The sequence below is a fragment of the Nitratidesulfovibrio sp. D1 genome (assembly GCF_051133415.1).
Classification (GTDB): Bacteria; Desulfobacterota; Desulfovibrionia; order Desulfovibrionales; family Desulfovibrionaceae; genus Cupidesulfovibrio.
The window spans coordinates 712,617-738,524 of the sequence record NZ_JBPGNZ010000001.1; the positions used below are offsets into that span (position 1 = coordinate 712,617).

24 protein-coding genes are annotated in these 25,908 nt (G+C 65.1%); 9 read left to right on the forward strand and 15 right to left on the reverse strand.

All coding sequences use genetic code 11. From position 1 onward, the window contains the following. Window positions 1-34: 34 nt before the first annotated feature. The 5 genes from ACR4XJ_RS02955 (at window position 35) to ACR4XJ_RS02975 (ending at window position 4,342) form a co-directional block, all read left to right on the forward strand. Window positions 35-409 (forward strand): desulfoferrodoxin, encoded by a 375-nt coding sequence (locus ACR4XJ_RS02955; RefSeq protein ID WP_434753799.1) that lies wholly within the window; start codon window positions 35-37, stop codon window positions 407-409. A 106-nt stretch (window positions 410-515) separates the two neighbouring features. Next, entirely contained in the window at window positions 516-674 is a 159-nt protein-coding gene (rd, locus tag ACR4XJ_RS02960; RefSeq protein ID WP_007526280.1) for a rubredoxin, read from the forward strand. Between the two features lie 562 nt (window positions 675-1,236). Beyond that, complete coding sequence (locus ACR4XJ_RS02965) at window positions 1,237-2,445, forward strand: FprA family A-type flavoprotein (RefSeq protein ID WP_434753800.1); 1,209 nt, start codon at window positions 1,237-1,239, stop codon at window positions 2,443-2,445. Between the two features lie 398 nt (window positions 2,446-2,843). Then, window positions 2,844-3,569, forward strand: coding sequence for a molybdate ABC transporter permease subunit (gene modB, locus ACR4XJ_RS02970; protein WP_333505981.1), 726 nt, complete (start codon window positions 2,844-2,846; stop codon window positions 3,567-3,569). Then, window positions 3,569-4,342, forward strand: coding sequence for an ATP-binding cassette domain-containing protein (locus ACR4XJ_RS02975; RefSeq protein WP_434753801.1), 774 nt, complete (start codon window positions 3,569-3,571; stop codon window positions 4,340-4,342). Before modB ends, ACR4XJ_RS02975 begins: the two co-directional genes overlap by 1 nt. Before the next feature lie 237 nt (window positions 4,343-4,579). On the opposite strand, the gene ACR4XJ_RS02980 is transcribed toward ACR4XJ_RS02975, so the two are convergent. Continuing rightward, on the reverse strand, window positions 4,580-5,908 hold the full coding sequence (locus ACR4XJ_RS02980; protein ID WP_434753802.1) for a TOBE domain-containing protein: 1,329 nt from the start codon (window positions 5,906-5,908) through the stop codon (window positions 4,580-4,582). Window positions 5,909-6,243: 335 nt separating this feature from the next. Here ACR4XJ_RS02980 and tsaA point away from each other — a divergent pair, with 335 nt between their 5' ends. Both tsaA and modA read left to right on the forward strand, forming a co-directional pair. Continuing rightward, window positions 6,244-7,107, forward strand: a complete 864-nt coding sequence (gene tsaA / locus ACR4XJ_RS02985; protein WP_434753803.1) for a tRNA (N6-threonylcarbamoyladenosine(37)-N6)-methyltransferase TrmO — start codon at window positions 6,244-6,246, stop codon at window positions 7,105-7,107. After that, the gene (gene modA / locus ACR4XJ_RS02990) at window positions 7,104-7,886 is read left to right on the forward strand and encodes a molybdate ABC transporter substrate-binding protein (protein ID WP_434753804.1); all 783 of its coding nucleotides are present in this window, start codon (window positions 7,104-7,106) and stop codon (window positions 7,884-7,886) included. The genes tsaA and modA overlap by 4 nt, the downstream gene beginning before the upstream one ends. A 240-nt stretch (window positions 7,887-8,126) precedes the next feature. On the opposite strand, the gene ACR4XJ_RS02995 is transcribed toward modA, so the two are convergent. From ACR4XJ_RS02995 to ACR4XJ_RS03025, 7 genes are all read right to left on the reverse strand, one after another. Next, window positions 8,127-9,317, reverse strand: coding sequence for a M20 family metallopeptidase (locus ACR4XJ_RS02995; protein WP_434753805.1), 1,191 nt, complete (start codon window positions 9,315-9,317; stop codon window positions 8,127-8,129). Between the two features lies 1 nt (window position 9,318). Next, window positions 9,319-9,927 carry a DUF1989 domain-containing protein gene (locus tag ACR4XJ_RS03000; protein ID WP_434753806.1) on the reverse strand — a complete coding sequence of 203 codons (609 nt, stop codon included), beginning with the start codon at window positions 9,925-9,927 and terminating at the stop codon, window positions 9,319-9,321. A 33-nt stretch (window positions 9,928-9,960) separates the two neighbouring features. Further along, window positions 9,961-10,758 carry an amino acid ABC transporter ATP-binding protein gene (locus ACR4XJ_RS03005; protein WP_434753807.1) on the reverse strand — a complete coding sequence of 266 codons (798 nt, stop codon included), beginning with the start codon at window positions 10,756-10,758 and terminating at the stop codon, window positions 9,961-9,963. Next, on the reverse strand, window positions 10,755-11,453 hold the full coding sequence (locus tag ACR4XJ_RS03010) for an amino acid ABC transporter permease (RefSeq protein WP_434753808.1): 699 nt from the start codon (window positions 11,451-11,453) through the stop codon (window positions 10,755-10,757). Before ACR4XJ_RS03010 ends, ACR4XJ_RS03005 begins: the two co-directional genes overlap by 4 nt. After that, window positions 11,450-12,124 carry an amino acid ABC transporter permease gene (locus ACR4XJ_RS03015; RefSeq protein ID WP_434753809.1) on the reverse strand — a complete coding sequence of 225 codons (675 nt, stop codon included), beginning with the start codon at window positions 12,122-12,124 and terminating at the stop codon, window positions 11,450-11,452. Before ACR4XJ_RS03015 ends, ACR4XJ_RS03010 begins: the two co-directional genes overlap by 4 nt. A gap of 17 nt (window positions 12,125-12,141) precedes the next feature. Next, a complete protein-coding gene (locus ACR4XJ_RS03020; RefSeq protein WP_434753810.1) occupies window positions 12,142-13,008 on the reverse strand; it encodes a transporter substrate-binding domain-containing protein in 867 nt (288 codons plus the stop codon). 401 nt (window positions 13,009-13,409) lie between these two features. After that, entirely contained in the window at window positions 13,410-13,970 is a 561-nt protein-coding gene (locus ACR4XJ_RS03025) for a cupin domain-containing protein (RefSeq protein WP_434753811.1), read from the reverse strand. Between the two features lie 467 nt (window positions 13,971-14,437). Between ACR4XJ_RS03025 and ACR4XJ_RS03030 the strand changes: the two genes are divergently transcribed. Next, the gene (locus ACR4XJ_RS03030) at window positions 14,438-15,739 is read left to right on the forward strand and encodes a cytochrome ubiquinol oxidase subunit I (RefSeq protein ID WP_434753812.1); all 1,302 of its coding nucleotides are present in this window, start codon (window positions 14,438-14,440) and stop codon (window positions 15,737-15,739) included. A gap of 54 nt (window positions 15,740-15,793) precedes the next feature. Next, a complete protein-coding gene (gene cydB, locus ACR4XJ_RS03035) occupies window positions 15,794-16,819 on the forward strand; it encodes a cytochrome d ubiquinol oxidase subunit II (protein ID WP_333505987.1) in 1,026 nt (341 codons plus the stop codon). A gap of 166 nt (window positions 16,820-16,985) precedes the next feature. On the opposite strand, the gene ACR4XJ_RS03040 is transcribed toward cydB, so the two are convergent. From ACR4XJ_RS03040 to ACR4XJ_RS03070, 7 genes are all read right to left on the reverse strand, one after another. Then, the gene (locus ACR4XJ_RS03040) at window positions 16,986-17,462 is read right to left on the reverse strand and encodes a hypothetical protein (protein ID WP_434753813.1); all 477 of its coding nucleotides are present in this window, start codon (window positions 17,460-17,462) and stop codon (window positions 16,986-16,988) included. A 210-nt stretch (window positions 17,463-17,672) separates the two neighbouring features. Further along, the gene (locus ACR4XJ_RS03045) at window positions 17,673-18,848 is read right to left on the reverse strand and encodes a hypothetical protein (RefSeq protein ID WP_434753814.1); all 1,176 of its coding nucleotides are present in this window, start codon (window positions 18,846-18,848) and stop codon (window positions 17,673-17,675) included. Window positions 18,849-18,854: 6 nt separating this feature from the next. Beyond that, window positions 18,855-21,353, reverse strand: coding sequence for a DEAD/DEAH box helicase family protein (locus ACR4XJ_RS03050; RefSeq protein WP_434753815.1), 2,499 nt, complete (start codon window positions 21,351-21,353; stop codon window positions 18,855-18,857). 27 nt (window positions 21,354-21,380) lie between these two features. Beyond that, complete coding sequence (locus ACR4XJ_RS03055) at window positions 21,381-21,908, reverse strand: Fe-S-containing hydro-lyase (protein WP_434753816.1); 528 nt, start codon at window positions 21,906-21,908, stop codon at window positions 21,381-21,383. A gap of 111 nt (window positions 21,909-22,019) precedes the next feature. Continuing rightward, window positions 22,020-22,859: a fumarate hydratase gene (locus ACR4XJ_RS03060; protein WP_434753817.1), complete on the reverse strand. Its 840-nt coding sequence runs from the start codon at window positions 22,857-22,859 to the stop codon at window positions 22,020-22,022. A gap of 280 nt (window positions 22,860-23,139) precedes the next feature. Then, window positions 23,140-23,883 (reverse strand): fumarate reductase iron-sulfur subunit, encoded by a 744-nt coding sequence (locus ACR4XJ_RS03065; protein ID WP_434753818.1) that lies wholly within the window; start codon window positions 23,881-23,883, stop codon window positions 23,140-23,142. A 201-nt stretch (window positions 23,884-24,084) separates the two neighbouring features. Next, window positions 24,085-25,902 (reverse strand): fumarate reductase flavoprotein subunit, encoded by a 1,818-nt coding sequence (locus tag ACR4XJ_RS03070; protein WP_434753819.1) that lies wholly within the window; start codon window positions 25,900-25,902, stop codon window positions 24,085-24,087. Window positions 25,903-25,908 lie beyond the last annotated feature (6 nt).

Genomic DNA, 25,908 nt, shown 5'->3' on the forward strand with positions numbered 1-25,908 from the left:
TACAGGCCCAAAAGGTCCTTCAAGGAGGCATTCCGTGCCGAACATGCTCGAAGTCTACAAATGTATTCACTGTGGCAACATCGTCGAAGTGCTGCACGGCGGCGGCAGCGAACTGGTCTGCTGCGGCGAGCCCATGAAGTTCATGAAGGAAGGCACCAGCGACGGGGCCAAGGAAAAGCACGTGCCGGTCATCGAAAAGACCGCCACCGGCTACAAGGTGAAGGTCGGCTCCGTGGCCCACCCCATGGAGGAAACCCACTGGATCGAGTGGATCGAACTCATCGCCGACGGCCGCAGCTACACCAGGTTCCTGAAGCCCGGAGACGCCCCCGAGGCCGAATTCTGCATCCAGGCCACCGAAGTGACCGCCCGCGAATACTGCAACCTGCACGGGCACTGGAAGGCGTAACCCCGCCCCGGATGTCCCCCCAGGAGCCCCCCAGGCGGGCGACCGCCCCTGCCCCAACCGGCGGCGTCAGGCCGCCATGCAACCACCCGACAACGAGGACCGAATCATGAAGAAGTACGTCTGCACCGTCTGCGGCTACGAGTACGATCCCGCCGAAGGCGACCCCGACAACGGCGTGAAGCCCGGCACCGCCTTCGAAGACGTGCCCGCCGACTGGGTGTGCCCCATCTGCGGCGCGCCCAAGTCCGAATTCGAACCCGCCTAGGGGCTGTTTCCAAATTAGGACTTTCGTTCGTTGGCAAGGAAAACGAGCCTGCCATGAGGGAGTGCCTCAGCCGTTGGCGAGTCTTCGAGCCTTACGGATGAGGACCGCAACGCATACTCTTACCGTATTCGACCGAGCCTTAGCCGTTAGGCGAGCGCGCAGCGCGAGTCTTACGGATAAGGACAGCAAAGCCATGGCAGACGAAGTTTGACCGCGTTGCGCTCGATGCCCGTAAAGCTCGCAAGCTCGCGTAACGGGCACGCTCCGCGCCCTTCGGGTCGGTCAGCCAACGGGCGAAAGGACCATTTAGAAACAGCCCCTAGGGCATTTCGACTCACGGCCACCGGGGGAGGCCGCGCCGCCGCTGGCGGCGCGCCTCCCCTTTCCGTCCGCGCGGCCCGCGCGGTCTGGGCGGTCTGGGCGGTTCGGGCCGCGCGCCATGCGCCGCCCCCTTGCCCCACCCACGGAATTTCCTTACTCCTTTGGACAACCCTCTTGCGCATGCTCGCCGGCATGCCGCGCCCCCGCGCACACCCACCGCACCCGCATCGCGAGGTAGAACATGCACGCCCTGGAAATAAAGAAGGACATCCACTGGGTCGGCGTCGTCGACCACAACAGCCGCGACTTCCACGGCTATTCGCTGTCGCCGCAGGGCACCACGTACAACGCCTACGTGGTGATGGACGAAAAGGTCACCCTGTTCGACACGGTGAAGCACGAATTCCTGCCCACCATGCTCTGCCGCCTGTCCCAGGTGGTGGAGCCGGAGAAGATCGACTACATCGTCTGCAACCACCTGGAGCCCGACCATGCCGGAGCCCTGGCCGACATGGTGGCCCGCTGCAAGCCCGAGAAGATCTTCTGCTCGCCCATGGGCCTGAAGGCCATGGAGGCCCACTTCGACATCACCGGCTGGCCCGTGCAGGTGGTGAAGACGGGCGACTCCATCAGCCTCGGCAAGCGCACCGTGACCTTCGTGGAAACGCGCATGCTGCACTGGCCCGACAGCATGGTGTCGTACATTCCCCAGGACAAGCTGCTGATCTGCAACGACGCCTTCGGCCAGAACATCGCCAGCACAGAACGCTACGCCGACGAAATAGACCGCTCCGCGCTGCTGCACGCCATGAAGGAGTACTACCACAACATCGTGCTGCCCTTCTCGCCCATCGTGCTGAAGACGCTGGACGCCATCGCGGAACTGAAGCTGGACATCGACATGCTGGCCCCGGACCACGGGCTGATCTTCCGGGGGTACGACGAAGTGCAGTTCGCCTTCGACACCTACCGCCGCTACGCCGAGCAGAAGCCGCAGAAGCGCGCCGTCATCGTGTTCGACACCATGTGGCACTCCACCGAAAAGATGGCCAGCGCCATCGCCGACGGGCTGGAGGCGGGCGGCGTGCCCACCCGCATCATGTGGCTGAAGGCCAACCACCACAGCGCCGTGATGACCGAAGTGGCCGACTGCGGCGCGGTGATCGTGGGTTCGCCCACCCACAACAACGGCATCCTGCCCGAAGTGGCCAAGATGCTCACCTACATGAAGGGCCTGCGCCCGCTGAACCGCATCGGTGCGGCGTTCGGCTCGTTCGGCTGGTCCGGCGAATCGGTGAAGGTCATCGGCGAATGGCTGGAATCCATGGGCATGGAACTGCCCGCCGCACCGGTGAAGGTGAAGCACGTGCCCACCCACGACACCTACGAGAAGTGCTTCGAGCTGGGCAAGACCGTGGCCGCGGCGCTTACCGCCAAGTGCGGGGGGTAGGGACTGTTTCCAACTTGTCTTTTCGCCCGTTGGCGTCGTCAAACTTCGCCTGCCATGTCGGTCGAATACGATAAGAGTATACTCCCTCATGGCAGGCTTGTTTTCCTCGCCAACGAACGAAAATCCTAATTTGGAAACAGCCCCTAGGGGGAGAAAGAACGGCGGCGTGGTTCGTATCGACCCGGTCACGCTGCCCGGAAGAAGCCGGGTTGACGCCATGATGACACACGGGGAAGGGTCGCGAGGCCCTTCCCCTTTTCCGTTCACCCATCCCGGCGGGTCACGCCCCGTAAAGCCGACCGGGAAGGTGCCGTGTCAGTACCCCGTGCCACGGTCACCAAGACGGAACTTTTCGTGCCTCTGTTGCCCCACCCCGGCCTTTTCGCCACAGTCGGGCCATGGATTTCCTTTCCGCCCTGTTCCCACAGTCCCCCCTGTTCGCGGCGGACACGCTGAGGGTTTCCGTCATCCTGCTCACGCTGAAGGTGGCGGGCATCGCCACGGTGGTGTCCTCGGTGCTCGGAATCCTGACGGCGTGGTGCATCGCCCGCCGCCCCTTTCCCGGCCGCACCTGGGTGGACGCCCTGTGCGCCCTGCCGCTGGTGCTGCCGCCCACGGTCATCGGCTACTACCTCATCCTGCTGGTGGGGCGGCGCGGCCTGCTGGGGCCGTGGCTGGCCGAATTCGGCATCAACCTGATGTTCTCGTGGGAGGGTGCGGTGGTGGCGGCCACGGTGGTGGTCTTTCCGCTCATCTACAAGTCCGCCCGCGCCGCGCTGGAAGCCGTGGACCACAACCTCGAAAACGCGGCCCGCACCCTGGGCGCGTCGGAATGGAAGGTGTTCCTGCGCGTCTCGCTGCCTCTCGCGTGGCGCGGCATCCTGGCCGGGGTCATGCTGGCCTTCGCGCGCGGCATGGGCGAGTTCGGGGCCACGCTGATGATCGCGGGCAACCTGCCCGGCCGCACCCAGACCCTGTCGCTGGCCATCTATTCCGCCTTCCAGGCCGGGGACGACGCGCAGGCGCTGGCGCTGGTCATCGTCACATCGCTGTTGTGCATGGGCGTGCTGATACTGGCGGACAAGCTGGCCACCGGCGGTCTTTCCTTCGGCAGGGGAGCGTGATGATCGACGTCGCCATCACCCATCGCCTGCCCCCGGCCCGAGGGGCCAAGGGCAAGGGCTTCAAGATCGACGTGTCCTTCGCCACCGAAGACCGCACCCTGGTGCTGTTCGGCCATTCCGGCTCGGGCAAGACCCTGACCCTGCAAGCCATCGCCGGGCTGATGCGCCCCCGCGAGGGGCGCATCGTCATCAACGGGGCCACCCTGCTGGACACGGCGGCGGGCATCGACATTCCCGCGCGCGACCGGGGCATCGGCTACGTGTTCCAGGACTACGCCCTGTTCCCGCATCTTTCGGTGCGCAAGAACGTGGAGTTCGGCCTGGGGGCCGGGCGGCGGGCTTCCGTGGCCGGGAATGAAGACAGGGCCATGACCGGCGGCGCAAACGGCAAGCAGCGCGTGGACGAACTGCTGGAACTGTTCGAGATAGACCACGTGGCGCAAAACCTGCCGGGCAACATTTCCGGCGGGCAGCGCCAGCGCACCGCGCTGGCCCGCGCCCTGGCGACGAACCCGCGCGCGTTGCTGCTGGACGAGCCGTTCTCCGCCCTGGACCCGCTGCTGCGGGTGCGCATGCGCAAGGAATTCACCCGGCTGTTCGCGCACTTCGACATTCCGGCCATCATCATCACCCACGACCCGGACGACGTGGACGCCTTTGCCGATACCCTGGTGCTGTACGAGGACGGCCGCATCCGCCACCGCCTGAACTTCCGCGAACTGCGCGCGGAAGGAAAGCCGGCGCTAGGGCTGCTGATGACGTTGATGGGGTAGCACCCCGTCCGGCCTCCACGTTTCCGTCCACTGTTCCCGTCCGGCCATGCGCGTCAACATGGCCGGGCGGGCCCCCCCGGCGCGCCGCCTCGCGCGTCCGGTTTCGCACGGGCCTTCGGGCACCACCCGTCGTCCGCCCGTCCGCCCCTCCATGTGAAAGCGCCGCCATCCCCGCAAGGACGGCGGCGCTTTCCGCAGGCGGGCGGCGTTGCGCCCCCGGATACGGCATGCGTCGCGCTACTCCACGTTCAGGATCACCGAAAATGCCTTGAACATCACCAGGATGTCGGTGCCCGGCTCCAGGTCCAGCGCCTTCACGCTTTCCACGGTCAGCAGGGCGCACACGGTGGTGCCCTCGGGCAGGTCCACCACCACCTCGGCGGCGATTTCGGAAAGGTTCACCCGCGCCACCTTGCCCGCGTAGCGGTTGCGGGCGCTGGTCTTCAGCCGGTTTTCCTCGCGGGCCAGAATCACCCACGGGGCCTTCACCGTGGCGGTCATCACCTTGCCGGTGCCCACGCCAAGGTTCTGGGCGCTTTCCTCGGTGATCACCGAAACCACCTTCAGGCCGCTGTTGGTGGTCAGTTCCACCTCCACGAGCAGCCCGTCCTTGACGACGGACGTCACCCTGCCGGTGAACGCGTTGCGCGCGCTGGTCTTCATCCTGGTCTCCTTGTTCAGGTAATGATGCACGATACGCCGTACGTCATCATCTGAAAAGCGCAGGTAGTTGGCCGTCTGGTTCATGCTCTGGTGGCCCAGGATGCCCTGCACGATCTTCAGCGGCACGCCGCCGCGCAGCAGTTCCACGGCCCGCGAATGCCGGATGACGCGCGGGTTCAGGTATTCCTTGGGGATGGAGCATTCCGCCGCGCGCTCGTAGAACTTGCGGCGCACGTAGCCCTGGTCCATGCGGAAGACCCGCCCGCGCAGGCCGAACATCATGGGATCGTCCAGCACCCGCTGCACCTCGCGCATGACCGGCCCCGGCAGCTGGATTTCGCGCCCGCCGTGGCCGCGCACGATGGCCAGTTGGCGCACCGGGTCGAGGTCGGCGGTGTCGTCCAGGGCCAGCGCCTCGCCAAGGCGCAGTGCGCCGTGGCGCATCATCAGGAAGGCCACCCACAGCCGCCCGCGCGAACGGCGCTGCACCGGCGTGGCGGCCGCGCCGAACCAGGCGTGGAAGGTGGCCGTCAGTTCGTCGAGCTGTTCGGAGGTAAGGTGCTTGACCCCTTCCGGCACCTCGAAGCTCTGGGCCGGGCAGGGAACATCCTTTGCCCCCTGCGGGGCGGGCGGGGGATACGGCGCTTCGCCCCCGCGCCGGGCAGCCCCGCGCGGACAGGCGCCGCCACCCATGCCCGGCGCGCCGGACAATGCGGTGACGATGGAATGGAGCGTTTCCGCGCCAAGGCCGTCCGCGCCAGCATGAGAGCCGCCAGACATTCCAGACGGGCCGGACGGGCCGCCTTGCAGGCGCGCCTCCAGTTCCCGCTCGATGCAGGCCCGCATCAGTTCCAGTTGTGTCTCGTCCAGTGCGCCGACGATTCCGGCCAAAGGAGCATGCATGGTCGATCTGCCTCCGCAGTGTCGTTGCCGCCGCCACCCTGCCGGAAGTTGTGGTCGGTTTTCGCCGGAAAGGAAATACAGTCACGAAAATACCAACCCAGGTGACCGTGTTGCGCGCCGTCCGGGCAGCGGCTACCCGGAATATGGAAGGAGCTCCGGTCGCACGTGCCTGCCGCGCCGGTGCCCCGACGAGGTCCGGCCCGGAATGCGCACCGGGCCGGCACCCCCGTGCCGCCTTTCTCCCCCCGGAACGCCCAACCGGCAGCCCTCCGGCCCCGTGGTCATTCCGGGCGATTCCGCCCCTTCCGTTCCCCTGCGCCGTGGACATGCTGCCCATGCTCCTCTCTTCCGCCCTTCCCGCCGTGCTCACCGTCGTGGCGCTGGCCGCTCTGGCGGCCCTGGCCCTGCTGCTGGCTTTCGAAACGGGGCTTACGCCGCGCGGCAACGTCCACGACGGCGAACTGGGCCTGGCAACGGGACGGGGCACGGCCGCGCGCCTGCGCCTGCGCGAACTGTGCGGCGGCCCGCTGGCCCTGATGCTGGCCGGGCTGGGCGTGCCCCTGCTGTGGCCGGAACCGGAGGCCGGGGTGGCCCTGCTGGCCACGGCCGTAGCGCTGCGCCTGCTGCGCGGCCCCGCCGCCGCCCACGCCGCCCCGCATCTGGCAGACAATCCGGAAGCCCCGTGCATTTCCTACGCTCCGGTGGCCCACATGCGCACCCCGTTCACCAACGTGCGCGGCATGCCCATCCAGCCCGTGGGCGCTCAGGGCGTGGCGGGCAGCATCGACGTGCTGCCCGAATACGCCGACGGCCTCGCCGACATCGAAGGCTTCTCGCACCTGCTGGTCATCTACCACCTGCACCAATGCAAGGGCTTCACTCTGCGCGTGAAGCCCTTCCTGGACAACGACGAGCACGGCATCTTCGCCACCCGCTCGCCGCGCAGGCCCAATCCCATCGGCATTTCCGTCCTGCGGCTTACCGGCGTCACCGGCAACCGGCTGCACGTGGAAAACGTGGACATGCTGGACGGCACCCCGGTGCTGGACATCAAGCCGTACGTCCCCGCCTTCGACGTCTGGGACGCCGACAGGACGGGCTGGTTCGCCACCGTGGCGGACAACGCCGTGCAGTGCAGGGCCGACGACCGTTTCGCCCCCGCAGACACCATTCAACCTCAGACAGGAGGCGCCTCATGATTTCCGGTTTCCGTCCGTTCCGCACCGGCCGCAGCGTTCTTGCCGCACTGGCCCTCATGGCGCTGGTGTGCGCCCCCCTTGCCGCCCAGGCGGGCGAGATCACCGTGTCCGCCGCCGCCAGCCTGACCAACGCCTTCACCGACATCAAGGGCATGTTCGAAAAGGCCAACCCCGGCAGCAAGGTGCAGACCAACTTCGCCGCCTCCGGCCCGCTGCTGAAACAGATGCAGGAAGGCGCGCCGGTTGACGTGTTCGCCTCCGCCGACCAGGTCACCATGGACAAGGCCGTGGAAAGCAAGCTCATCGACGTGGCCACCCGCATCGACTTCGTGTCCAACAGCCTGGTGCTCATCGTGCCCTCCGACTCCAAGCTGGCCATCGCGTCCGTGGACGACCTGAAGAAGGCCGACGTGCACCGCATCGCCGTGGGCAACCCCGACTCCGTGCCCGTGGGCCGCTACACCAAGGCCGCGCTGACCGCCGCCGGGTCGTGGGACGCCATTTCCGGCAAGGCCGTGCTGGCCGAAAGCGTGCGCCAGGCCCTGGACTACGTGTCGCGCGGCGAGGCCGAAGCGGGCTTCGTGTACATGACCGACGCCAAGATCGCGGGCGACAAGGTGAAGGTGGTCGCCACCGTCAAGGGCCACGCCCCCATCACCTACCCCATCGCCGTCCTGTCCGGCTCCAAGGACAAGGCCACCGCGGCCGCGTTCATCAAGTTCGTGACCGGCCCCGAAGGCATGGCCGTGCTCGACAAGTACGGCTTCGGCAAGCCGTAGACGCCCCCCCCCCGACTGCCCCCTACAACGACGCGAACGGGCGTCGGCCATCTGGCCGACGCCCGTTGTGCGTTGCGCCCCGTGCGCCTCCTGCGACAGACCCAGCGCCTCGAACCGGCGGGGCATGGCGCTGCGGCCCCTCGGACGGAACGGGGCGGGGCGGGATGCGGCGGTCCGCAGGCTACGGTTCGCGGTACACGGCCCGGCGGGGCCGCACCTCAACCGGCGCGGGTGTTGCCGTCACCCGGCCTGCGCGCACCACTGGCGGGCAAGGGCCGCGTACATGTCCGTTGCGGCGCGGATCTGCGCGGTCTCCGCGAATTCGTCGGTGCGGTGGGCCAGGGCCGGGTCTCCGGGGCCCAGGATTAGCACGGGGGCGTCCGGCAGGGCCGTGCGCAGCGCCGCCGCGTCGGTGAAGAACTGCACGCTCTCGATGCCGGGCGGGGCATCCAGGTATTCCGCCAGCAGACCGAAGGCCCGGCGCACCCAGGGGTGGTCCGGTTCGGTCCACACGGCGGGGATGTCCAGCAGCACGCCCATCTCGACCTCCTCCCCCGGCTCCCCCGGCTCCCCCGGCTCCCCCGCCGCCTCCGCCACCTTCCGGGCCATGACGGCCCCGCGCTGGCCGGGAATGGTCCGGATGTCGATGCGCAGGGTGGCCCTGTCCGGCACGGAGTTGGTGTTCTGCCCGGCGTGCAGGGTGTTCACGCTGCACGTCCAGCCGCCCAGGTGGGGATGCGGCGGGGCGCCGAAATCCAGCGCGCGGATGCGGGCCACGGCGTCCACGGCCTTGTACAGGGCGTTGTCGCCAAGCTCGGGCATGGAGCCGTGCGCGGTCCGGCCCGTGAACCCGCACTCCAGCCACAGTGCGCCCTTGTGCCCCAGCAGCGGCCGGTTGCGGGTGGGCTCGCACACCACCACCGCGCCCACCCGCCTCAGCAGGTCCAGCAGGGCCGGGTCGCGCGCCACGTGGAACGAGCCCTCGCAGCCGGTTTCCTCGCCGCCGAACACGCACAGGACCATGTCCGACCGCGCATCCTCCCCGGCCATGCGCAGGGCCGCCGCGCACATGGCCGCGATGCCCGACTTCATGTCGCTGGCCCCGCGCCCGTACAGCCTGCCCTCGCGCTCCTCCCCGCCCAGGGGCGGCACGCTCCAGGGGGCCGTGCCCAGGGGCACGGTGTCGATGTGTCCGGCGAAGCACAGGGCCGGGCCGGGCCGCGTGCCGGGCAGGCGCGCCACCAAGCTGGCGCGCCCCGTCGTGACCGTCCCGCCCTGTGCGGGCGCGAAGGCGTCCATGGTCACGACGAACCCGGCGGGGGCAAGGATGCCCGCAAGGTGACGCAGGGCCATCTCCTCGCCGCCGGGCGGGTTGGTGGTGTCGTACCGGATGAGTTCCGCCGCCAGGCGCACCGGATCCGCCGCGTGCATGCTAGCCCCCGTACACCATGAAGTGGGCTTCGGTGGGGGCGCGGGCCTCGCCGTTGATGGGCACGATGTCCTGCGGACAGGCGGACATGACCACCACGCAGTCGAAGGCCGCTTCGAGCACCACGTAATCGCCCGCCTTGGACACCGGGGGCAGCCATTCAATGTGGTTGTCCGTGGCCGGGGTGTTCATCCACAGGTTCAGCGGGCTGGGGCAGGTGGGCGCGGCAAGGCCCAGCCGGGCCAGGGCGGCGTACATATTGTCCTGGCAGTTGTCGTGGTATTCCGCGACTCCGAGGCCGATGTAGCGGTAGATGTCGCACGCGGCGATGAGGGTGTCGTGCACGCCCGGCGAAGTGTCCTCCAGAAAGCGCAGCATGGTGCGGCGGCGGTTGGACACCAGGTCGTCGCCGGCGGCGGGGATGACCTTGTCCAGATACGCGCGGGTGTGCTGCATGGACAGATATTCGCTCATGTCGCGGACGTTGAACGCCCAGGTATCCACGATCTGCTGGCCGTGGGTGTTCACGATCCTGATGCGCTGCCCGGCCTTGAGCGGCGCGGCCATGCCGCTGCGCGCGGGAATGGCGACGAGTTCCGAAGACGTGGCCATGACTGGCTCCTTGGTTTGAAGGTTTTGGAACATCTAGGCGTTGCGCCTGTTCCAGCCGCTCAGGAAGGCTCCCAGCCGGGGGCTTTTCGGGGCGTTGAACAATTCAGCGGGGGGCCCTTCCTCCACCACCTGGCCCCCTTCGAGAAAATAGACGCGATCGGCCACCTCGGCGGCGAAGCCCATCTCGTGGGTGACCACCACCATGGTCATGCCCTCGGCCGCCAGCGAGCGCATGACCTCCAGCACGTCGCCCACCAGTTCCGGGTCCAGGGCCGAGGTGGGTTCGTCGAACAGCATGATGGAAGGCTCCATGGCCAGGGCGCGGGCAATGGCCACACGCTGCTGCTGGCCGCCGGAAAGATTGGCCGGGTAGCTGTCCAGCTTGTCGGCCAGGCCCACCTTTTCCAGCATGGCCGTGCCCAGGGCCTCTGCCTGGGCGCGGCTCTTGCCGCGCACGGAGACGAGCGCCTCGGTCACGTTGTCCAGCGCACTCATGTGCGGCCACAGGTTGAACTGCTGGAAAACCATGCCGAGGTCGCGCCGCGATTCGCGCAGCCGCGCGGGCGACGCCCTGCGGCGGTCCCGGCCGAAGACCTCCTCGTAGCCCATGAGTTCGCCGTTCACGCGCACCTCGCCCTCGTCGTAGGTCTCCAGCACGTTGATGCACCGCAACAGCGTGCTCTTGCCCGATCCGGACGGCCCGATGAGGCAGACCACCTCGGACGGGTACACGCGCAGGTCGATGCCCCTGAGCACCTCGGTGCCGCCGAAACGCTTGCGCAACTTGCGTATCTCGATGATGGGGGGCAGGCTCGCGGCCTTCTTGCTCATGACGTTTTCCTCGACGGGTTGAGGTGCCGCGTCAGCCGCGCCTCCAGCGCCGCCCCGGCGGCGGAGAGCCCGGTGACCAGCAGCCAGTACAGCGCGGCCAGCACCAGCAGCGGTTCGGCGATGGTGAAGGTTTCGTTGATGATCCTGGAGGTCTGTTTGGTCAGTTCCGGCACGGTGATGATGGACAGCACGGCCGAATCCTTGATCAGGATGATGGACTGGTTCACCGCCGGGGGCAGCACCAGCGCGGCCATCTGCGGCAGTTCGATGCGCAGCAGCGCCCGCAGCGGCGGCATGCCCAGGCACGCGGCGGCCTCCAACTGGCCGCGTGGGATGGCCTCGAACCCGCTGCGGAAGATCTCCGCGAAATAGGCCCCGCCGTACAGGCCAAGGCCCACCACACCCGCCGCCTCGGGGTCCAAGGTGATGCCGATGCCGGGACCCGCGTAGTACAGCAGGAACAACTGGATGAGGATGGGCGAACCCCGGAAGAACTCCACGTAGACGCGGCACAGCGGCGCGGCCCGGCGCACGCGGGCGCGCAGCAGTTCCACCCCCAGCCCGACGGCCAGGCCCAGCAGAATGCTGGCCCCGCACAGGCGCACCGTGGTCCACAGCCCGGCCAGGATCACCGGCCAGTAGGCGTCCAGCACCGCGAAATCCAGGCCCGGCAGGCCAAGGCCGGCGGCGGTCATGCCGTCACCCTCCCCCGGCCCGCCAGCCGGGCGCGGACCATGCCGCCGAGGGCCGAGAGCCCCGTGCTCATGACCACGTACAGCAGCGCGGCGGTCAGGTAGATTTCCGTGGGCCGGTAGGTGGCGGCCACCACCTGCTGGCTGGCCCGCAGCAGTTCCACCACGGTGATGGCCGACGTGAGCGACGAATTCTTCAGCAGCATGATCAGCTCGTTGACCAGCGAGGGCAGTACCCGCACCAGCACCTGGGGGATCAGTATCCGCCGCAGGATGCGCCCCTCGCCCATGCCCAGCGCCCGCGCCGCCTCGGCCTGCCCGGGGGGGATGCTGGCGAATCCCCCCCGGTAGATTTCGGCCTGGAAGGCGCCGCTGTTCAGGCTGAGGGCGATGATGGCCGCGGCCACGGGAGGCAGTTCGATGCCCGCCAGCGGCAGCATGTAGAAGACGATGAGCAGCAACACCAGGATGGGGATGCCGCGCAGCGCGCTGATGAACGCCCGGGCGGCCCACGCCAGGGGGCGGCGGCGCGAGATGCGGCAAAGGCACACGGCCATGCCCACGCCCAGCCCCGCGACGATGGAGGCCAGCGAGACCCCCAGGGTTACGGCCGCGCCCTGGAGCAGGGCGGGCAGGTGGGCGACGGCGATGGAGAAATCGGGAACATGGCTCATGTGCGCTCTCCGGGCGGCTACTGTACGGGCACGGGCAGGGCGTCGGCCGGGACGGGCATTTCCATGCCGAACCACTTGTTCTGCAGTTCGCGCATCTTGCCGGACTCGTTGGCCTTGCGCAGGCCGGCGTCGAAGAAGGCGGCCAGCGAGGCCGAGGCGGCGTCCTTGCGGGCCGCCCACGAGAAGAACACCTTGGGGCCGAAGGGCGGGGTGATGATGCGGAAGGCGTCGGGGCGCTTCTTCACCGCGTCGGCCAGGTTGGGGAAGGACTGGGCCACGCCGTCCACGCGACCGGCGGCCAGGTCGGCGTAGGCTTCGTCGAAGGCCACGTACTCGCGCACCTGCTTCACCGGCGTGCCCTTGGCGGCCAAGGCGTCGGTCAGCCCCTTCAGGGCCTGCAACTGGGCGGACCCGGCCTGCGAGGCCACCGTCTTGCCCGCCACGCCCTCCGGCGTGGTGATGCCGGAATCGGCCCGCACCAGCATGGCCACGGTGGCGTCGGCGACGGGCAGGCTGAGCGCGTAACGGTCGAAGCGCTCCCTGGTGGCGGTGACCGAGGTGACCACGTAGTCGAACTTGCCTGCGGCAAGGCCGGGCAGGATGCCCTGCCACGGTACGTCCAGTCGCTTCACGCGCACGCCGGGCAGGTCGGCCATGACCAGGGCCAGCAGGTCGGCCGAATAGCCCACGATCTTGCCGTTCTCCACGAATTCGAAGGGCGGGAAGGCGGCTTCGGTGCCGATGACGATCTCGCCCCTGGCCTTGATGTCGGCCAGCAGATCGGCGCGGGCGCCGGTGGCGGACAGCAGCAGAAGGACGAGCGGGGCCACCAGCAGGGCCACGCGCTTCAGGCCGGAGTGGGTTCCAGTGAACAGCCGTGCCATGTCGATGCTCCTTGCGGTTGAGGATTGTCCCGAGGCAAGCAGCCCGCGGAAACTTGAACCGAAGGAGCATTTGTCGTGCCAAAAATTTCCTGAAAGGAAAATTATGAGATAAAACTTGGACTGGCGCGAGGTTCACCCATGGCCGGGTAAACGCGAAGGGAAAACGACGCGACGAGATATGTGCTTATTTTTACGAATTTGATATTTTTTGAATGGCATATTTTACAAAAACGGTCTTACATGGCTTGTCCAAGGGAGCAAACCAGCCCCCCGCCGTGCGGCAATGGACATGCCACAACGCGTCAGCCGCGCACCCCGCAGGTTCGGGACGCGCGGCTGACGCGGCGCAAGACACCGGAATTGACGGAGCTTGTCGCAAGGTATGGCGTGGGGGGATGCCGCTAGAAGGTAGGGGGCGTGTTGGCCCAGATGACGCGGGCCGTGGCCGCGCCGGGGTTGCGGAAGGCGTGCGGCAGGGCGGAATCGAAAAAGAAGGAATCCCCTTCCTTCAGCAGGTGCGCCTGGCCCTCCACGGTCAGTTCCAGTTCGCCTTCCAGCACGTAGCCCACCTCTTCGCCCTCGTGGCTGATGGTGCCGTTGGTGGAGCCGCCGGGCTCCACGATATGGATGTGCGCCTGCAACACATGCCCCGGCTGGTGCGGGGAAAGATATTCAAGAATTATCCCCCGGCCCTCGCCGCCCACCAGTTGGGCTAGGTGCCGCTCGCCCTTGCGCTGCACCACGCCGCCCCGGGGTTCCGGCAGGAACAACGACCCCATGTTGGTGTCCAGCGCGCGCGAGATGTTGTGCAGCACGTTGATCGAGGGGTTGCCCTTGCCGTTCTCCACCTTGGAAAGCATGCTTTCCGAGCAGCCCGCCTTGTCGGCCAGTTCGCGCAGGGTCATGCCGCGCGCCTTGCGCAGCATGCGAATCTGCACGCCGAGGATGTTCTTTTCGTTCATGCGCACTCCTTCTCCACGAGGGACAGTACGCGTAAGTTTCTTGTCATTCAAGTTTTGAGTCAAACTTTCCTGAAATTGTCATTCCCGTTCCGGAACACCAACCGGGACCGGAGAGCAGTCAAGTTGCCATCCATATCATGCCCGGCGGAGGGGGCAGGGCCGCCGACCAATGCCCCCGCCGCCCGCAAACCGGCCCGCACCGCCAACTTGCCGCCGCCATGCATTTTTTGCTGACAGTTTCTTCGCAACCATGCTAGATTACGCACACTCCCTCCGCCAGCACATGTAAGAATTCTTCCACCATGTTTGCATATTGGCGGAGAAGTGGTAGTAGCAACCATTATCGCTTGATGCACTCACGCTGCCCTGCGTTCGGCGGACGCAGACCGGGCGGCGCGCCAGTTTCACCGTTTAACCTTGCCGGGCTTCCGGGCGGCCACACCGCAGGACCCGCGAAGGGGGAAAGCATGGATGTCGTCATGCTGTCACGGCTGCAGTTCGCGGTGGCCGTCTTCTTCCATTTCATCTTCGTGCCGCTGACACTGGGCCTTTCGGTGCTCATCGCGGTCATGCAGACCATCTACTACCGCACTGGCAACGAAACCTATAAACGCATGGCCAAGTTCTGGGGCAAGCTGTTCCTGATCAACTTCACCCTGGGCGTGGTCACGGGCATCACCCTGGAATTCCAGTTCGGCACCAACTGGTCGCGCTACTCGGAATACGTGGGCGACATCTTCGGTTCGCTGCTGGCCATCGAGGCCACCCTGGCCTTCTTCCTGGAATCCACCTTCCTGGCCGTGTGGGTGTTCGGCTGGGAGCGGGTGTCGAAAAAGATGCACCTGTTCGCCATCTGGGCCGTGGCCTTCGCCTCCAACCTTTCCGGCCTGTGGATCATCCTGGCCAACGGCTGGATGCAGAACCCCGTGGGCTACGTGATCCGCAACAACCGCGCGGAACTGGACAATTTCCTCACCGTGCTCAGCAATCCCTACGCATGGGGCCAGTTCTTCCACAACCTGTTCGCCGCGTGGATGCTGGCGGGCTTCTTCGTGCTGGGCATCTCGGCCTGGCACCTGCTGCGCCGCAACGAAGAGGACTTCTTCAACCGCTCGTTCAAGCTGGCGGCCGGGTTCACCCTGGTGCTGGCCATCCTGGTGGCGGTGCAGGGCCACAACCACGGCAACACCGTGGCGAAGCTGCAACCGGCCAAGCTGGCGGCCATGGAATCGCACTGGGAAACCCAGAAGTCCGCGCCCATGTACCTCTTGGCCGTGCCCGACGAAAGCGCGGAAGGCAACGCCATCCAGATCTTCGGCATTCCCGGCGTGCTCAGCCTGCTGGCCTTCAACGATCCCTCCGCCGAAGTGAAGGGCCTGAAGGACTTCCCCAAGGAAGACCGCCCGCCCGTGCTGCTGACCTTCCTGAACTTCCGCCTGATGGTGGGCCTTGGCACGCTGTTCCCGCTGCTGGCGGGGGCCGCCTTCCTGTTCCGCAACCGGTTGCAGGACAAGCCGTGGCTGCTGAAAGCGCTGCCGTGGGCCATCCCCCTGCCGTACATCGCCATCATGGCCGGGTGGGCCGTGGCCGAAATCGGCCGCCAGCCGTGGATCGTGTACGGCATGATGCGCACCACCGACGCGGTGTCGCCGGTGCCCGCCTCGTCGGTCGCCGTCTCGCTGCTGGCGTTCGGGGCGGTGTACACGCTGCTGGGCGTGCTCGACATCTACCTGCTTCGCAAGTACGCACGCAAAGGCCCCGCCGCCTAGCCCGCACGACGTGCCGCATGGCCGCATGAACCGCTAACCGAGAGGATCGGAAACATGTTGGAGACAATCTGGTTCGTCCTGTGGGGCCTGTTGTGGGCCATATACTTCGTCCTTGACGGCTTCGACTTCGGCATGGGCACCCTGCTGCCCTTCGCCGCGCGCACCGAGGCCGAGCGCCGCACCATCTACAACGCCGCCGGTCCGTTCTGGGACGGCAACGAGGTGTGGCTGATCACCGCGGGCGGCGTGACCTTCGCCGCGTTCCCCAAGGCGTACGCGGTGATGTTCAGCGCGCTGTACGCGCCGCTGCTGATCCTGCTCTTCGCGCTGATCTTCCGCGCGGTGTCCTTCGAGTTCCGCAACAAGATCGACAGCCCCGGCTGGCGCAAGGTGTGGGACGCGTTCCAGTTCCTGGGCAACTTCCTGCCCGCGCTGCTGTTCGGCGTGGCCTTCGCCAACCTGTTCATGGGCATTCCCGTCGACGGCGACGGCGTGTACCACGGCAACCTGCTGAAGCTGCTGAACCTCTACGGCCTGCTGGGCGGCGTATTCTTCGTGCTGATGTTCGCCCTGCACGGCGCGCTGTGGATGGGCATCAAGTCCACCGGCGAACTGCACGATCGGGCCGTGGCCCTGGCGCGCGGCATCTGGCCGCTGCTGCTGTGCGCCGCGCTGGCCTTCCTGGCGGCCACCGCCGTGTACACCAACCTGTACGGCAACTACCTGCGGGTGCCGCCGCTGCTGGTGTTCCCCATCCTGGCCGTGGCCTCGCTGCTGACCTCCCGGTTCTTCATCGCCTCCAACTCGGTGGGCATGGCCTGGGTGTGCAACGCGGTGTTCATCGTCTGCGTGACCTTCTTCGGGGTGTTCGGCATGTACCCGGCGCTGTTGCCGTCGAGCATGGACCCGGCCTTCAGCGTCACCATCGCCAATGGCGCGTCCAGCCCGCTGACGCTGAAGATCATGCTCACCGTGGTGGTGATCTTCGTGCCCCTCGTGCTGGCGTACCAGGGCTGGGTGTACTCCGTGTTCACCCACAAGATCACCGACGAAGACCTGGAAGACGAGCACGCCTACTAGGCGGTGTGCGGACGGATTCCGTGCCGCCGGAAACGACGGCGGAACGACAAACGACAAGGGAGGCCCCATGGGGCCTCCCTTGTGCGTTGCGCGTGCGCGCGGAGCCTAACGGCTGGCGGAGTGAAGACGGACGGCCTGCGCCCCGCCCCCGCGTGCCCGCCGCGCGCTAGACGCTGATGCTCACCCCGGCGGCGCCGCCGGACGAGCCGGAACCGCCGTTCTCGAGTTCCGCCTTCTGCTTGGTCAGTTCCATCAACTGGCTCTGGAGCATGGTGATTTCCGACATCTTCAGCGCCACCTGCTGCTGCTTCTGTTCGGCGTCCATGCCGCCATCCTGCTGGATCTCGGAAAGCTCCTGCTGCTTTGCCCTGATCTGTTCCTGCAACTTCTGGATCTGCTCCTTGAGCGAGGCCAGCTTGTCGTCCGAGTCCGATTTCTCGGTGGACTGCGTGCCGCCCGCGCCGCTGGACTTCATCCCCTCCGCCTTCCGCCGCCCTTCGTCCGAGATGGTCACGGTGTCGCCGCCGCTCTCCCCGTCCACGGTGGACGCGGTGCGCAGCGTGCCCGTGCGTTCCGTGCCCGCCTGCACTTGCAGGGTGGTGTAGGCGATGCCGACCTGGGTTCCGTCCGGTGCTTCGACCATGGGGCCTCCTTCCGCGCGGATGCGCGACCTTCAGTCCACCTATCGGCGCAGCACATGAAGAGTTTACGGCACGCACTCACATTTCATTGCACCAAAGTGCATATCCATGGGATTTCATTACATATGGACAGGGCGGATTCTCGCGGGCGCCGGGGAATACGCCTGCGGAGCCGCGCGCGAGGAGCCCCCGAGGCCCGCCGGTACGCCGGGCTACTCCGTGCGGCACGCACCGGTAAGCGCCCGGTGCACGTTGACCACGAAGTCCTGCACGTTGGTGAGGATGGAGCGCGAGGTCAGCGAGCCCCGGTCGGCCAGCTTGCCCGCCGCGAATTCCGAAATGTCCGCGATGAAGAAATGCACCGGGCGCAGGACGCCCCCCGGCCCGGCCTGATACGAGGGGGTCATGTTGCCGGTGGCGATGGTGTGCAGCGCCGTGGCCAGCGCCACAACGGTGGTGGCGCGGCGCACGTGGGCGCGCATGGCGTCCTGCGCGGCATACACGTCGGCGATGACTTCCGGCAGGGGGCCGTCGTCGCGGATGGACCCGGCCAGCACGTAGGGCACGGCGCGGGTTTCCAGCGCGTGCATCACCCCGTCGCGCACCAGCCCCGCGTCCACGGCGGCGCGGATGGACCCGCAGCCCCGGATGGCGTTCAGGGCGTCGAGGTGGTGGTAGTGCCCGCGCGGGGCCTGCCGCTTGTCGTACAGCCCCTGCCCCAGCGCGGTGCCGAACAGGGCCGCCTCCAGGTCGTGCGTGGCAAGGGCGTTGCCCGCCAGCAGGGCGTGCACGTAGCCCGCGTCGATCAGCCCTGCGAAGGCGCGGCGGGCGTCCGCGTCGAACACCACGGCGGGACCGGCCACCCACACGATGTGGCCGTGCTCCTTGTCGTGGCGCAGCACGTCGTACAGGGTGTCGTAATCGAGCGAAAAGGACGTCTCGCGGCTGACCCCGGTGCGGAAGGCGAACTTGTCGGAATGAGGGGCGGCGGCGGCTTCGGGAGCAGGACCGACGGAGGCTCGCGGCGTTGCGCCGGATGCGGATGCGCCGGACACGGAAGTCATCTCTGCGGGCACGTTGGCCGGAGTCCATCCGGCCAGAAAGTCCGGCAGTTGGTCCAGTGGCCCGGCGTGCACGTAGATGCCGTCCTCGCCGTTTTCGCCACGGCCCACCGCCACCAGATCGCCCTCTTTCAGCCGCCGGAACTCCACCACTTCCAGCGTCCCGTCCGGGTTCTTGCGGATGACGCAATCCATGCGCGATTCCGCAAGCAGCACCCAGCGCCCCGGCTCCACCTGCACGAACTCCGGATAGATGGACGTGGCGTGGTAGTTGTCGGGGGCAACGCCGTCGGCAATCGTTGATATAAGCTTGACTACTATAGACAAAGCATCTCAGCCTTCCTGCCGTGCATGCACAGTGTATGCCTCAATAACAGCAGAGCCATAAAATTTACACATTTTCAACGCATCGACTACAGCATCTACATTCTGATGATCCACATTTGCAATATATCTTATCGCTTTTACAAAATTATCCCTCAATAGACATATCTTATCTTTATCGATAATCTTTGTATCTTCAGAAACATTACCCTGAGCACATATATTTCGTGAAGGATGAGCAAAAATTGGAATACCTAAAACCCCACGATGCTCAGCAGCTAACCAATGCATGTGTGTATTTAATTGACCACAATACCTTTTCGCAACACAATCCGTATCCACATCTGCATCACTTTTACACTCAATAACCATACACTTTCCACTATCAATGAACACAAGAACATCGGGACCAGCATTTTCATCCCTATCTGGCCGTTCAACATGATACCCAACAGCTCTAAACAGCTCCTCCAATGCCCTTTCAAACCTATCTGCCTCATTTGGATATACCAAGTCGTCAACAAATGCGTCGTAGTGCACAATATACTTTGTCCTATCATTATGAAATTTAGCAAAAACTCTTGTCGCGTTTCTAGCCTGATTGAGAACACCATGGTTTGGCCGCACCCTAGCAGCACCTGAAATAGGCTTCAGCAACGCATAGTTCAGTGAAACAGCCGAACCCTGCATATGTTGCGCCCTTGCTCCATCATACAAATCATACACAGATGCCAAGCGCTGCTGAATAAGCCCCCTCTTATAGGAACCGCCAACAGAGGTCTCTGCTTGCTGTAGAAACTTGGAAGCAGAATCATAATCATTTATCAACACAGCAGCATGCGCATTGCGCGACAAAACTGTAGCACCATCAACCTTAACATCATCGTACTTCACACCAATCAAGCATTCCTTACTAGCTGCAACCCAAGATTCATCCCTCGACAAAAAACCAACTATCGCACTTTGAACATCTTCCAATCCACCTCTCGCCATATCACGCATAACAACCCGAGACAAATCGAACTGCCTTTTTGTGGCTTCACTCATATGGTCAATCCCCCCATATGAATATAAAAAACGCACTAAATCTTTCCCAACAAGTATCACTGCACAATAGTCCGAAACATCCCGAACGCCCCTCCCCATTCCCTGCTCGATTCTGTTTGCCCCTAACCTTGTATAGAAACCATCATCCTGAAGTACTGACCCCTCCCACTTCTCATACAAAGTCCGAGAGTCCGGCAACCCATCAATAACAACAAGTCGACAGGCGTCTCCAGGAAGATCTATCCCATCGTATCTATTTAAAAATACAAAAGTCCCACGTTCCCCGGATTTTAACTCTTGCACAACGCGCTCTATATTTCTTGCATCAACAACCTTATCAGTGACATCCGCCCACGCTTGCGCGCGCGCTCTCGAAGGTACAATTATTGCGACATTAACTTCTCGTGAAAACACACGAACAAGCGACTTCACATCATTAAGCGTAGCATTCTCATCAACCACTGTTGGCATTATGATAATTCTATCACCAATATCCCCACTCTCCCCTGGCTCTATCGGTCTAGATATACTATCTAAATTTGCGTCAAAATCAGAAATCAAAGTAGTCGCATCTGCCATTGTTGCAGTCATGTATATCCTTCTCTTCGCACTAGAGAAAGAATCTATTCTTGAAATATTCACATACGGAAGAGTTATTTCAACACATTTCCCTGTAACAAAACAAAGACACTCTGAAAACTCACCCTTAACAAGATTCCAATTATAATACAAATCATCTCTATTTTCTTCTGATATCTTCGACGAAATAAGCCTCATCAAAGCATTTGATTCCCTCCTCCAAGCCCAATAAGGCACAAGCATCGGAGATATAGAAACACCATCAATTGCTTCTGCATATTTTGACGCAGATTGCGCCAACAAATCACCACGAAACTTCTTCATCACGTACGAAAAAATACCATCTACACCATCTCTACCAAACGACAGTGTTACCTTACTTTTAGCTTTCTCTACGCATGCATGGGCATCATCAATAATTATGGTACCGATCCGAAGCGGAACGCTTCGAACCTGACGACTAAAAACAGATCTCCCATTAAAAAGTTTTGATATATTCACAACACAAATACTTTCACTCGTTGCGTACCTATGGTCATCAGGATCGGCAACAACAGACAACCCCAATGACTCCGCCTGCTCAATCACCTGACGAACTAGATATTCATCAGGGACAACATAGAGCGCAGGGCCTACTCCTTCTCTTAAGCTACTTTCTAAAATTATAAGACCAACCAGAGTTTTCCCGCTCCCAGTATTCATCCTAATCAACAAATCTCGCTCAGATCTTCGCTGAAACCAACTCCGCCAAACATCCGCCTGAACGTCTCTTGGATATGAGTATTTTGCCCCTTTGCCGGGTAACACTGCAAAAATATCTTTAGGATCTATAAGCTGGGCCGGACGAGCCTTGTCACGTAAATTTCCAAAATTAAATGACACATTTTACCTTCCCTGCTATAGTCTTAGCTACACATACAACTCGCCACCCAAACAGTCATTGATGACCAACAACGGAAAATCCTTCACGGTCAATTCACGTATCGCTTCAGGGCCAAGGTCGTCGTAGGCGATGACGGCAGCGGCGGTGATGCACTGCGAAAGCAGCGCGCCCGCGCCGCCGGTGCCGCCAAGGTAGACGGCGGTGTGCTGTTTCAGGGCGTCGCGCACTTCGGTGTTGCGGCGTCCTTTGCCGATGGTGGCCTTCAGCCCCAGCGCGTGCAGGCGCGGGGCGTAGCTGTCCATGCGGTAGCTGGTGGTGGGACCGGCGGAGCCGATGGGCCGTCCGGGCGGGGCCGGGCTGGGGCCCACGTAGTAGATCACCGCCCCGCGCAGGTCGAAGGGCAGGGCTTCGCCCCGGTCCAGCGCCTCGGCCAGGCGGCGGTGGGCCGCGTCGCGCGCGGTGTAGATGGTGCCGGACAGAAAGACCACGTCGCCGCTGCGCAGTTGCGCCACGGCCTCGTCGGTCAGGGGGGTGGTCAGGTGGTGGGTGGCCATATCCGAGTCCTTGTATCTTCGTACATGTCCCTGCACGGGACCGCAACGGTTGCGCAGCTTACCGGCCGCTTGCCGGAAAGCGCCCGCCGGGTTGCGGATACCCCGTCCAGCCTACAGTTCGATCTCCCCATGCCGGGCCGAATGGCACTGCACGTTCACGGCCAGCGGCAGGCTGGCCAGATGGCACGGGGCAAAGGCCATCTTCACGCCAAGACAGGTGGTCTTGCCGCCAAGTCCCATGGGACCGATGCCCAGTTCGTTGATGGCGGCCAGCAGTTCCGCTTCCTTGGCGGCCATGTCCGGGTCGGGATGGATGTCCGTCAGCGGGCGCAGCAGCGCCTTCTTGGCAAGGATGGGCGCGTAGTCGAAGGTGCCGCCCACGCCCACGCCGATGATGGTCGGCGGGCAGGGGTTGGGCCCCGCCTCGCGCACGCGCTGCACCACGAAGTCCTTGATGCCCTGCCACCCCTGCGCGGGGGCCAGCATGGTCACGCGCGACATGTTCTCGCTGCCGCCGCCCTTGGCCATGAAGGCGATGCGCAGCCTGTCGCCGGGCACCAGGTCCATGTGGATGACCGCCGGGGTGTTGTCGCCGGTGTTCTTGCGGGTCATGGGGTCGCAGGCGGACTTGCGCAGGTAACCTTCGGCGTAGCCCACGCGCACGCCCTCGGTGATGGCCTCGCGCAGGGTCATGCCGTCCACGCGACAGTCCTCGCCCAGTTCCACGAAAAAGACGGCCAGCCCCGTGTCCTGGCACAGCGGCAGGCCGGTGGTGGCCGCAAGGTCCGCGTTTTCCAGCAGTTGCCGGAAAATCTCCCTGGCGACGTCGCTGTCCTCTTCCGCCTGCGCGCGGCTGAAGGCCCACCGCACGTCCTTGGGCAGGTAGCGGTTGCACTCCACGCACAGGCGCGCCACTTCCTCCACCACTCGTGTCGCCGGTATGCGGCGCATGTCTGGCTCCTTTGTCCGGGTACGCAAACGAAATCGGGGCGGCCGGTTCCGCAACCGCGACGCCACCCTAGCAAGCGGCGCGGGCCTACGGCAACAGCCGGGAGCCCGTCCGGACCGGCCATCCGCAACGCAGCACCGCAACCGCACAACAGCGCAAGCCGATCAACTCGCCAAGACGGTCGTCTCGCAAGGACAGCCGGCGCACGAAGGCAAACCGGGCCGCCCCGCATGCGGAACGGCCCGGCGAAACGGGTGCGGAACTGCCCCCGCCCCTGCCCCGCTACCCCCCGAAGGGCAGCAACCGCTTCAGCACGGTCAGCCCCATCTTGCGACGCAGGTAGCCCAGCTGGTTCTGCAACGGCAGGTGCTTGGGACAGACATCCTCGCAGGCCAGCAGGCCCATGCAGCCGAAGATGCCCTCGTCCGAGCCGATGATCTCGTAGAAGTCCGCGTCGGTGCGCTGGTCGCGCGGGTCGGCGGCAAAGCGCGCCACGCGGATGAACCCCGCCGGGGCCAGGAAGTCGGGCCGCAGGTTGGCCGTGCCGCAGGCGGCCACGCAGCAGCCGCATTCGATGCACCGGTCCAGTTCGTAGATGGCGTTGGCCACCTCGTTTTCCATGCGCGCTTCCTGCGCGGCGGGGTCGAACTCAGCGCGGGTGTGAATCCATGATTCGGTGCGCTGGTACATGGCCCGGAACCACGTGCCCGTATCCACCGCAAGGTCGCCCACCAGCCTGAACACCGGCAGGGGCAGCAGGGTGATGGCGGCGGGCAGGTCGCGCGTCTTGGTGTGGCAGGCAAGGCCGGGCCGCCCGTTGATGACCATGGCGCACGAGCCGCACACCCCGGCGCGGCAGCAGAAGTCGAACTTCAGCGAGGGGTCCTGCTCCTCGCGCAGGCGGTGCAGGGCAATGAACAGCGTCATGCTGTCCGTCTCGTCCAGGCGGAAGGTGTCCATGCGCGGCACGGACGCCGGGTCCTGCGGGTTGTGGCGGAAGATGTTGAAGGTCAGCGAGCGTTGCATGTCGGGCTCCCTATCGACCTTGCACATGCGGGAATGTCGTCCCGAGTGCGAGGAAAACCGTATTGTTGCGAAGGGAGTGCGGCAGCCGTTAGGCGAGGCTTCGAGCCTTACGGATGGCGACCGCAACGAGTGCTCCCCTCGTACGTGACCGAGAAACAATGCGCGTTTGACGACGCAATCGGGCGACAGGCCCCATGTGCGTCACGCGCTGATGATCTTGCCGCCGCCATACCCGCGGTCGCCGGGGGGCAGTTCGACATGGGTGGTGGCCGGTTCGTAGTCCAGGTGCGGCAAGTCGGCCCCCGGCCGCCACGAGGCCAGCGTGCGGTTCAGCCAGTCGCGGTCGTTGCGCTCCGGGAAATCCTCGCGGGTGTGCGAGCCCCGGCTTTCGGTGCGCATCAGCGCGCCGTGGCACACGCACAGCGCCAGCCGCACCATGCCCGGCAGACGGATGGCCAGCGCCAGTTCCGCGTTGGCGCCCATCCCGTCGGAGGCAAGGCCGATGTGTTGCGCCCGCTCGTGCACCTCTTGCAGGGCCTGCACGCCCCAGGCCAGGTCCGTGCCGTTGCGGAACACGTAGGCCGCCCGCTCCAGGATGTCGTACATGGCCTCGCGCACGGCGTAGACGCTTTCCTTGCCGTCGGCCCCGGAGACGATGCGCCCGATGCGCGCCTCGTCCCGCGCCGCCGCCTCGCGCACCTGCGCGGTGGAGAACGCGGTGTCGTACCCTTGCAGGAATTCCGCGATGTTGCGGCCCACGATGCCGCCCGCCACCACGGTTTCCGCCAGCGAGTTGCCGCCCAGCCGGTTGAAGCCGTGCAGGTCCCAGCAGGCCGATTCGCCCGCGCTGAACAGCCCCTTCAGGCCGTAGGCCGCGCCGGTCTTGTCGGTGCGCACCCCGCCCATGGAATAGTGCTGGGTGGGCCGCACGGGAATCAGCTGGTGCAGCGGGTCGATGCCCAGGAAGTTCTGGCAGATCTCGTCCACCTCGCGCAGCTTGGTGCGGATGTGCTTTTCGCCCAGGTGCCGGATGTCCAGCCACAGGTGTTCGCCGTAGGGGCTCTGCACGCCCTTGCCGGTGCGCATGTGCTCGATCATGCGGCGCGAGACCACGTCGCGCGAGGCCAGTTCCGCCTTGTCCGGCTCGTAGTCGGGCATGAAGCGGTATTCGTCGCGGTCCAGCAAGGTGCCGCCGTCGCCCCGGCAGCCTTCGGTGACCAGGATGTCGGTGGGCACGGTGCCCGTGGGGTGGAACTGCACGGCCTCCATGTTGCCGAGTTTCGCCACGCCGGTGTCCAGCGCCAGCGACAGGCCGGTTCCCTCGCAGATGATGGCGTTGGTGGAGGCGCGGTAGATGCGCCCGTACCCGCCGGAGGCGATCAGCGTGGCCCGCGCGAGGTAGGCGCGCAGTTCGCCCGTGCGCAGGCAGCGCACGATGGCCCCGTGGCAGGTTTCGCCGTCATGGATCAGCAAGACGGCTTCCGACCGGTCGTGCACGGTGACGCCAAGCTGCGCGGCGCGGTTGTCCATGGTGTACAGCACCGCGTGGCCCGCCCCGTCCGAGGCGTAGCAGGTGCGCCACTTGGCCGTGCCGCCGAAGGCGCGCGAGTGGATGAGGCCGTGGTTCTCGGCCTTTTCCGTGGCGTCGAAGGGCTTGCCGCCCTTCCAGTAGGTGTGCGTGCCCGCGACGACGCGGTTCCACGGCACCCCCCAGTGGGCCAGGCGACGCATTTCGATGGGAGCCGCCTCCACGAACATGCGGGCCACTTCCTGGTCCGCGCCCCAGTCGGAGCCTTTCACGGTGTCCAGAAAATGCACGTCGGGGCTGTCGCCGTCGCCCATGACGGCGTTGCCGAGCGCCGCCTGCATGCCGCCCTGCGCGGCCACGGAATGCGAGCGCCGCGCGGGCACCAGCGAAAGACAGACCACGGAAAAGCCCGCGCCCGCCACTTCGATGGCGCAGCGCTCGCCGGCAAGGCCCGCGCCGATGGTCAGAAGATCGGTATGGATGATCTGCATTGGCGT

Bases quoted from the DNA above. Each gene is read 5' to 3' on its own strand.
- rd (WP_007526280.1), top strand. From the start codon at position 516: ATGAAGAAGTACGTCTGCACCGTCTGCGGCTACGAGTACGATCCCGCC.
- ACR4XJ_RS02965 (WP_434753800.1), top strand. From the start codon at position 1,237: ATGCACGCCCTGGAAATAAAGAAGGACATCCACTGGGTCGGCGTCGTC.
- modB (WP_333505981.1), top strand. From the start codon at position 2,844: ATGGATTTCCTTTCCGCCCTGTTCCCACAGTCCCCCCTGTTCGCGGCG.
- ACR4XJ_RS02975 (WP_434753801.1), top strand. From the start codon at position 3,569: ATGATCGACGTCGCCATCACCCATCGCCTGCCCCCGGCCCGAGGGGCC.
- ACR4XJ_RS02980 (WP_434753802.1), bottom strand. From the start codon at position 5,908: ATGCATGCTCCTTTGGCCGGAATCGTCGGCGCACTGGACGAGACACAA.
- tsaA (WP_434753803.1), top strand. From the start codon at position 6,244: ATGCTCCTCTCTTCCGCCCTTCCCGCCGTGCTCACCGTCGTGGCGCTG.
- modA (WP_434753804.1), top strand. From the start codon at position 7,104: ATGATTTCCGGTTTCCGTCCGTTCCGCACCGGCCGCAGCGTTCTTGCC.
- ACR4XJ_RS02995 (WP_434753805.1), bottom strand. From the start codon at position 9,317: ATGCACGCGGCGGATCCGGTGCGCCTGGCGGCGGAACTCATCCGGTAC.
- ACR4XJ_RS03000 (WP_434753806.1), bottom strand. From the start codon at position 9,927: ATGGCCACGTCTTCGGAACTCGTCGCCATTCCCGCGCGCAGCGGCATG.
- ACR4XJ_RS03005 (WP_434753807.1), bottom strand. From the start codon at position 10,758: ATGAGCAAGAAGGCCGCGAGCCTGCCCCCCATCATCGAGATACGCAAG.
- ACR4XJ_RS03010 (WP_434753808.1), bottom strand. From the start codon at position 11,453: ATGACCGCCGCCGGCCTTGGCCTGCCGGGCCTGGATTTCGCGGTGCTG.
- ACR4XJ_RS03015 (WP_434753809.1), bottom strand. From the start codon at position 12,124: ATGAGCCATGTTCCCGATTTCTCCATCGCCGTCGCCCACCTGCCCGCC.
- ACR4XJ_RS03020 (WP_434753810.1), bottom strand. From the start codon at position 13,008: ATGGCACGGCTGTTCACTGGAACCCACTCCGGCCTGAAGCGCGTGGCC.
- ACR4XJ_RS03025 (WP_434753811.1), bottom strand. From the start codon at position 13,970: ATGAACGAAAAGAACATCCTCGGCGTGCAGATTCGCATGCTGCGCAAG.
- ACR4XJ_RS03030 (WP_434753812.1), top strand. From the start codon at position 14,438: ATGGATGTCGTCATGCTGTCACGGCTGCAGTTCGCGGTGGCCGTCTTC.
- cydB (WP_333505987.1), top strand. From the start codon at position 15,794: ATGTTGGAGACAATCTGGTTCGTCCTGTGGGGCCTGTTGTGGGCCATA.
- ACR4XJ_RS03040 (WP_434753813.1), bottom strand. From the start codon at position 17,462: ATGGTCGAAGCACCGGACGGAACCCAGGTCGGCATCGCCTACACCACC.
- ACR4XJ_RS03055 (WP_434753816.1), bottom strand. From the start codon at position 21,908: ATGGCCACCCACCACCTGACCACCCCCCTGACCGACGAGGCCGTGGCG.
- ACR4XJ_RS03060 (WP_434753817.1), bottom strand. From the start codon at position 22,859: ATGCGCCGCATACCGGCGACACGAGTGGTGGAGGAAGTGGCGCGCCTG.
- ACR4XJ_RS03065 (WP_434753818.1), bottom strand. From the start codon at position 23,883: ATGCAACGCTCGCTGACCTTCAACATCTTCCGCCACAACCCGCAGGAC.
- ACR4XJ_RS03070 (WP_434753819.1), bottom strand. From the start codon at position 25,902: ATGCAGATCATCCATACCGATCTTCTGACCATCGGCGCGGGCCTTGCC.